This window comes from Ensifer sp. Root423, from assembly GCF_001426275.1.
GTDB classification, from domain to species: Bacteria; Pseudomonadota; Alphaproteobacteria; order Rhizobiales; family Rhizobiaceae; genus Ensifer; species Ensifer adhaerens.
This window is the reverse complement of the sequence record NZ_LMEG01000022.1, coordinates 54,271-60,497: the sequence shown is the minus strand read 5'-3', so window position 1 is coordinate 60,497 and position 6,227 is coordinate 54,271. Positions and strand designations below refer to the sequence as shown.

General features: G+C 57.1%; 7 protein-coding genes and 2 pseudogenes. 5 read left to right on the top strand and 4 right to left on the bottom strand.

Annotated elements, in window-relative coordinates; all coding sequences use genetic code 11:
• Nucleotides 1-270: 270 nt before the first annotated feature.
• Nucleotides 271-759, top strand: coding sequence for a hypothetical protein (locus tag ASD01_RS19480; RefSeq protein WP_060644286.1), 489 nt, complete (start codon nucleotides 271-273; stop codon nucleotides 757-759).
• A gap of 269 nt (nucleotides 760-1,028) precedes the next feature.
• Nucleotides 1,029-1,136, top strand: a pseudogene (locus tag ASD01_RS34860) (transposase domain-containing protein); the annotation flags it as partial.
• Between the two features lie 26 nt (nucleotides 1,137-1,162).
• Here ASD01_RS34860 and ASD01_RS19475 read toward each other — a convergent pair.
• Both ASD01_RS19475 and ASD01_RS36880 read right to left on the bottom strand, forming a co-directional pair.
• Complete coding sequence (locus tag ASD01_RS19475) at nucleotides 1,163-1,525, bottom strand: hypothetical protein (protein ID WP_156400718.1); 363 nt, start codon at nucleotides 1,523-1,525, stop codon at nucleotides 1,163-1,165.
• Between the two features lie 79 nt (nucleotides 1,526-1,604).
• Nucleotides 1,605-2,320, bottom strand: a pseudogene (locus ASD01_RS36880) (integrase); the annotation flags it as partial.
• A gap of 1,208 nt (nucleotides 2,321-3,528) precedes the next feature.
• Here ASD01_RS36880 and nthA point away from each other — a divergent pair.
• The 3 genes from nthA to ASD01_RS19440 are packed head-to-tail and all read left to right on the top strand — an operon-like array spanning nucleotide 3,529 to nucleotide 5,175.
• The gene (gene nthA, locus ASD01_RS19450; protein ID WP_029742561.1) at nucleotides 3,529-4,176 is read left to right on the top strand and encodes a nitrile hydratase subunit alpha; all 648 of its coding nucleotides are present in this window, start codon (nucleotides 3,529-3,531) and stop codon (nucleotides 4,174-4,176) included.
• Nucleotides 4,176-4,832 carry a nitrile hydratase subunit beta gene (nthB, locus tag ASD01_RS19445; RefSeq protein ID WP_029742563.1) on the top strand — a complete coding sequence of 219 codons (657 nt, stop codon included), beginning with the start codon at nucleotides 4,176-4,178 and terminating at the stop codon, nucleotides 4,830-4,832. Before nthA ends, nthB begins: the two co-directional genes overlap by 1 nt.
• Complete coding sequence (locus ASD01_RS19440) at nucleotides 4,819-5,175, top strand: nitrile hydratase accessory protein (protein ID WP_049810950.1); 357 nt, start codon at nucleotides 4,819-4,821, stop codon at nucleotides 5,173-5,175. Before nthB ends, ASD01_RS19440 begins: the two co-directional genes overlap by 14 nt.
• Before the next feature lie 255 nt (nucleotides 5,176-5,430).
• On the opposite strand, the gene ASD01_RS19435 is transcribed toward ASD01_RS19440, so the two are convergent.
• Nucleotides 5,431-5,811, bottom strand: coding sequence for a helix-turn-helix domain-containing protein (locus ASD01_RS19435; protein ID WP_029742565.1), 381 nt, complete (start codon nucleotides 5,809-5,811; stop codon nucleotides 5,431-5,433).
• A 17-nt stretch (nucleotides 5,812-5,828) separates the two neighbouring features.
• A complete protein-coding gene (locus ASD01_RS19430) occupies nucleotides 5,829-6,140 on the bottom strand; it encodes a type II toxin-antitoxin system HigB family toxin (protein ID WP_060517270.1) in 312 nt (103 codons plus the stop codon).
• Between the last annotated feature and the right edge of the window lie 87 nt (nucleotides 6,141-6,227).

Below are 6,227 nucleotides of genomic sequence, written 5' to 3'. Positions count from 1 at the left end.
AAACGCAAACACGTCAGGAACGGGATGCTGTCACCCGTCGAGTTCGAGAAGCAGCAGAAAATCTAACCCGAGGGTGTCTACGAAACTCGGGGCTATTCAGTTTCCGGCGTCTCGTGGCCCGCTTACTGACCAGAAATTAGATACAAAATTTGGTCAGCGACGATTGGAATCGGAACCACCGTGTCTTCCTACTTGATGAGTGCATTCTAAAGAATAACTCGCTTCAGGCGGGTAGCTGCACTATCATTGTGTCATCTCGGGGGACTCTCCATGACTGTGATCTATGTTCATGGTGTGAAGGTGCGTGACGAGAAGCAAGGCGTTGAACTTGGGAAACCGTTCAGGCGCTGGCTTAATGGAAAGCTGGCTGTAAATGGCGCCGACATTGGCTACCAGCCCGTTTACTGGCGGAACGTTGCCGCCCACTTTCCGCTGGGAACTGGGCTCGCGCCCGAAACAAAGCTCCTGGGTATGGGAGGCTCGCCTGGATTTGCCGGGTTAGGGTCCCTGCGGAACTCTGGCGCCTCGTATATTGGACCGACCGAAAGCACCCAGTGGCGGCAGCCCAGTCCTGGGTGGGCCACCCCCGACCAAACGGCATCCGCACCACCAATATCGTCAATACCCAAAGATAAACGCGCTGATTTTCTAGCGGACCTCTTTCTCGTCCTCTATCCGAAAAAGAAAGAAGGCAATGCCCCCTTGCGGACGATCCGTCCATTGCCGCTCTTGCGGATGCAGCTGTCGCTTGGCAGTTAATCGCGAGAATGCGCCCCTTGGGCAGGTGATGGCACTCAATTTGAGATTTCTGGGTGCGATTTTCGGCCGTTGACGCCGCGCGATCCGGCCAGAACCTTCTGTTATATTCGGGGTCTTCTGATGAGGCTTGGCCTGGGGCAGCCATGGTTTCCACGGTGGCGATTCTCACATTAAGTGCCAAAATCGAAGCCAGGTTCTCAAATTAAGTGCCCAATCGCAATTTACGTGCCGCGCAAAGACATCGAAGCTGCTGACGCGAAGCTCAACGTCTCGATCCTGAGGCCTATCTTCGCGAGATCCTCACGCGCGTCGCAAACCATCCGATCAACAGGGTTGAGAAATTGCCGCCCTGGAATTGCTCATTGCCAGCCGCGTGATTGCCACGCAAACAGTCTGCAGAGTTTTAATCTGGAAAAAGCTCGTTACAACGGCGGGCGAAATTGACCAGGACGTCGGCGTCCTTCTCGGCTATGGCTGCTAAGGAATCGACATGCTTTTGCATGTATGCCTCTGCGTCGGCCTTCGTTCGGTTTAACTTCTCAAAATCCGCTTCCGCTTTCAAAGCAAGTTTTTCGAACTTGGCCTTGTAAACTGCCGATTTGCTGATCTCACCGGCGTCCTCATACACTTTAGCCACGATCGCAAACATCGCTCCGCATTGAAACGGATACTCATTGCGTTTGGTATTCTCCCCAGCTTGGCCTTGGCCAAAACTCGGGCATGCGGCAACGATAAATAAAAGCGGTAATAAAATAGACCGACGCAAAGCCGCTCCTTTCCCAAAACAACATTGTCATCGCAGCACTGTAACCAAAAGCAAGTCGACCGCCATCACCGGACGCTTACGGACGCCCGATGAGAACCACTCGTTCGTTGTCCTCACTCGTCGTCGTTTTCGTGAGGCCGAGACGGATTGAGAGGCAGGGAAGGTGAGGGAGCCGGCATCGGCGGGGTCGGCTCCTCGTCGGGCTGGTCCTCGACATGTAGCGCCGCCACTTCGGAGCGGCGTCGGCCGCCGGGGGTGAAAGCGGTCACAAGCAGCGCCTGATCGCGCAGATCGGCTGACCGCTCGACGGCGCAGACCGAGAGGAGTTCTGCCACCGCCTTCTTGCTCTTTCGTTGCCCGCGGTCGGGACGCTCGCGCGACCGCAAACCGCAGCGCCGACTTGAACGAGGAGTCGCCGAAAGCCCCTGTGAGACCGCGCCAAGGGGTCAGGATCGACCAACTCGTCAGTCGGCGTCGCAAGGTTGCGAAGGCATGCGGCCCGTCGGCGCGCAAGAGCCGCCCGGTCCCCAAGCTAGTCACAACCTCGACCGGCATGCCGTGGCTTGGATCTTCCGCGCGCCGGCCAGGGTCCCAGAGATGGTGGACGACGAATTTCAGCAGCAGGGGAGGGGAGCCAGTGGTGAGCCGGCACCAGGCCGCAAGATGCCCGTGGTCGGAGGCGAGCGCCCTCAGCGTGTTATCGCCCATGCCTTCGCCCGCGAGATGCTCGAGCGTCGGGGCTTAATCGTCCCTCAGCAGCGCGGCGAGCTGATTGTGGCGATCAAACGGCACGATGGCGTCTAGGGCGTTGAACTCTTCGGCGCGACGGTGGGCTTCGGTGGCAACGGTCGCGTCCTAGTACGGCCTTTGCGCCAGTCACAAAATGTTCTGCACACCCGTTTAAGTAGTCACTAATTCAAGTTATGATTGATTCATTGCTTACGGAGGTGCGCACTTTGAGCGGGCTAGAAATCAGGACCAAACTTATGCCCGGGGAACGCGTTCTTTGGGAAGGTTCTCCGGCGCAGGGGATACTATTCACGAGTCGCGACGCTCTCCTCATTCCGTTTAGCACGGTCTGGCTGTCCTTCACCCTCTTCTGGCTATAGACTGCCATTTCCAATGGTGCTCCGGTTTTTTTTCGCCTTTGGGGCACAATGTTCCTTGCTATAGGGCTTTTCATATTTGCCGGGCGCTTCGCCGTGGATGCTTGGCTCAGGAAGCGGACTGTTTATGCCGTGACCGATCAGCGGGTCCTGATCGTCCGAAAAGGACCGTTCGCGAGCTTCACGTCCATCGGACTGGACCGTCTACCTGAAATAAACTTGATTGGTGACGGAGGGGCGCGTGGTGATATTCGCTTTGGGCCAACCGCAAGTCTTTCTGGCGATCGGGCGATGTCGGCTTGGGTTCCCTCCCTCGATCAGACGCCCCAGTTTCTGGGCATCGCGGCTCCTTCAAGTGTCTTCGATGTGCTCATGCAGGCTAGCCGCACGATGCGAACAAGAACGAACGCAGAGTCAAGCTAGGTCCGCCCTGCGCGCCAAAGCTCCGTAGCGGGCGCGATGCCACCCGGGCGTTTCCGAGGTAAGTTGCATGAGACGACCTCCACAGCGAATTCATGGTCGACCAGGCGGAGCTTCATGTCCCGAACAAGTTCTGAAATTTCTGTGAAATGGAGAAAACCTCTGCTCCGAGAAGAAGCATGATGGGAGGAGATGCTCTTGGCCTTCAGGGAACGGCTTGGCGAAATCGGTCATGGCGTTCCATGAAGGCAAGACGCGGCCAATGGAATTTGGCTGGTTCGCCGCATTATCGCGACAACGGCGTTGTGAGCGAAAACCAGAGACCTTCGCCTTCCCGGGTTTGATACGATTGACTCCTGACACGGTGCAACATTGCTTGACCTTGGTGAAAAACCGCTCGATCATTCACGCCTCGACCCACCTCAAAATGGTGGGGTCGCTTGTTGATTTGGCAGACTACGCTCCTGGAGCAAGGCGATGACAAGCTTCGATTCGCGACGCATTTCCAGTATCCATCACGAGCTGCATCAGCACTTGCCTTCCGAGTCCGTGCTGAGAACCAGAGCACTCGAAAGCCTTCTCGTCGAAAAGGGGCTGATCGATCCTGCGGCTATGGACGCCTGGATCGAAATGTACCGCGACGAGATCGGACCTAAGCGCGGGGCGAGGGTCGTGGCTCGGGCCTGGAGAGAACCGTCGTTCAAAAGGGCTCTTCTCGAAAATGCGACCGCTGCAATCGAGCAGTTCGGATTTGCTGGGCACGGAACGGGTCACCTGCAGGCGGTTGAGAATACATCAGAGATACACAATCTCGTCGTCTGCACCCTTTGTTCCTGCTACCCATTCTCGATTCTGGGGATTCCGCCTGCGTGGTACAAGTCGAACGAATACAGGGCGCGCGCTGTGCGCGAACCGCGCGCGGTTTTGGCGGAGTTTGGCGTGGAAATTCCCCCGACTGTCGAGGTGCGGGTCTGGGACTCGACGTCCGAGAGACGATATCTGGTGATACCGCAGCAGCCCAATGGTGTGGAATCCTGGAGCGAAGAGCAGCTCGCGGAGCTGGTCTCGCGTAATTCTATGATCGGGACGCAGAGGGATCTTTCTCCAACCAGGAGGGAAGCCTGATGGACGGCGTTCACGATCTTGGCGGGCGCGAAGGATTTGGCCCCATTCTAGGCAGGGATGACGAGCGTCCCTTCCGTTCGGATTGGGAAATGCGGGCTTTCGGTCTCGCCCAGGCTGCCGCTGGCGATGCGGACTGGTCGATTGATTGGTTCAGGCATTGCCGCGAGTTGATCGTTCCGGCCGAATATTTGACGCGGCCATACTTCGATCAATGGGTGCTGACGATTGCAGCCCAGATGATTGATGCCGGCTATCTTGCATTGGAAGAACTCGATGTTGGCCGGTCGTCATTTGCACGCCAGCCTGGCTATCCGCCTGAAAAAGCGCACGAGGCGCGCGCCTACGTCAAGTCCGTGCGCAGCTACGCTCTTGATTCCGGGGCGCCGCCGTTGTTCGTCGTGGGCGACGTGGTGCGCGGCAAATCCATGGGACATTCCGGACATACGCGCTTGCCGTCCTATGTGCGGGGGAGGCGTGGAAGCGTGATCGCACATCACGGCGCCCATGTACTGCCGGACGCGTCAGCCGCCGGAACGCCCAGAGGCGAGCACCTCTACACGGTTGGCTTTGCCGCGTCCGAGTTGTGGTCGGAAGCCCACGACAGCCGCGATCAAGTTTTCGTCGATCTCTGGGAGAGCTATCTTGAGCGGATCTGAACCCGGGACGGCCCACCTGACGCAAAGGGACAGCGAACCGGCTTTCGCCGAGCCGTGGCATGCTCAGGCTTCCGCGATGGCAAATTTGTTGGTTGATTCGGGCGTAATATCAGGAGCGCATTGGGCTGAAACCCTGGGAGCGAAGTTGTGCGAGGCGCATCTCGCCGGACAGTCGGACGACACCGAGACCTATTATCGCGCCGTGTTGTCCGCACTCGAAAGCCTCCTCGATCAAGCACACGCGATTTCCGGCAAGGAATTAATCCAGCGGCGAGATGCCTGGGAGCGCGCATATTTGCGGACGCCGCACGGACGGCCCGTCGTGCTGAATGGGGACTTATGACCAAGCGTTCCCGCTCCTGACGAGTTTTCCGAGCTGTCGTGCCAAGAGACCTGGGATGTGATCCTATTGGCCCGCACACGACACTGCCGGAGGCCTTAGAACATAAATGAGGGATATGGTGGGCCCGGCCCGACTCGAATCTGAAAGAACGAATTCGATCGTCCGGGGTTGAACGATTCGGGTCGTAATCGAGCGCATCAACGACGTTGCTCGCCTGGTCGAACGGGGTAATGGGGCGAGCTTAGCCGGAATCCCTTAGGCCGCCACTTCGCCGATCAGTGAACCAGCCGGGATGTTCCATTCTTTGCTGAGCTTTCTAATCTGATCCAGATTAATTTCCCGTTTTCCGTTCAGAAGATCGGCCGCCCGCGCTTTCGAACCAATAACCGCCACGAGATCGGCGCGCGTGTAGTTGTTCGCAGCCATCACCGACTTGACCACCTCAACGGGGCTCGCCGTCGGGATTGGATAGTGCTTGCCCTCGTACTGTTCGATCAGAAGGACGAGCGCGTCAAAGTGCGCAGCTTCCTCAGAGCCTTCTTCGGGTTCGTCTTCGAAATATGGCCGAACTTCCTTCAGTGCGGCGTTGTACTCGGCCTCACTCTGAAGCGTCCGAAACCCTTTCAAATCCAACATGTCGACTTCCTTTCACGTCAGAGTTCTTTGACGTCGATCGCATCGTACTGGGCGTGCGTCCCGACAAACAGGACGAAAATCCGCTTGGACCGAAATGCGACCAGTCCCACAATGCGGTACTTGTTGCCGCCGACGTCGAAGATAACCTTGTTGCCGGCCACCAGATCAGCTGAGTTAAATGTCTTCTTTAACTCGCTAAAATTACTCCAGCTCGCCTTCGATGCGGTAGTATACCATTCCGTCATTGCGGCTCGCGCGGCCTCTCGTGGGACGCCTTTCGGCAAGCTATTCCAAAAGCTGACCAGCGCAGATTTAGCGATAACGTTCACTTGAGCCCCTATTTAACGAATTCCCAATTTGGAAACAAGCACAAAGTTTCCAATTTGGGAATTTTGTTGCGAGTCATTCTTTGATAA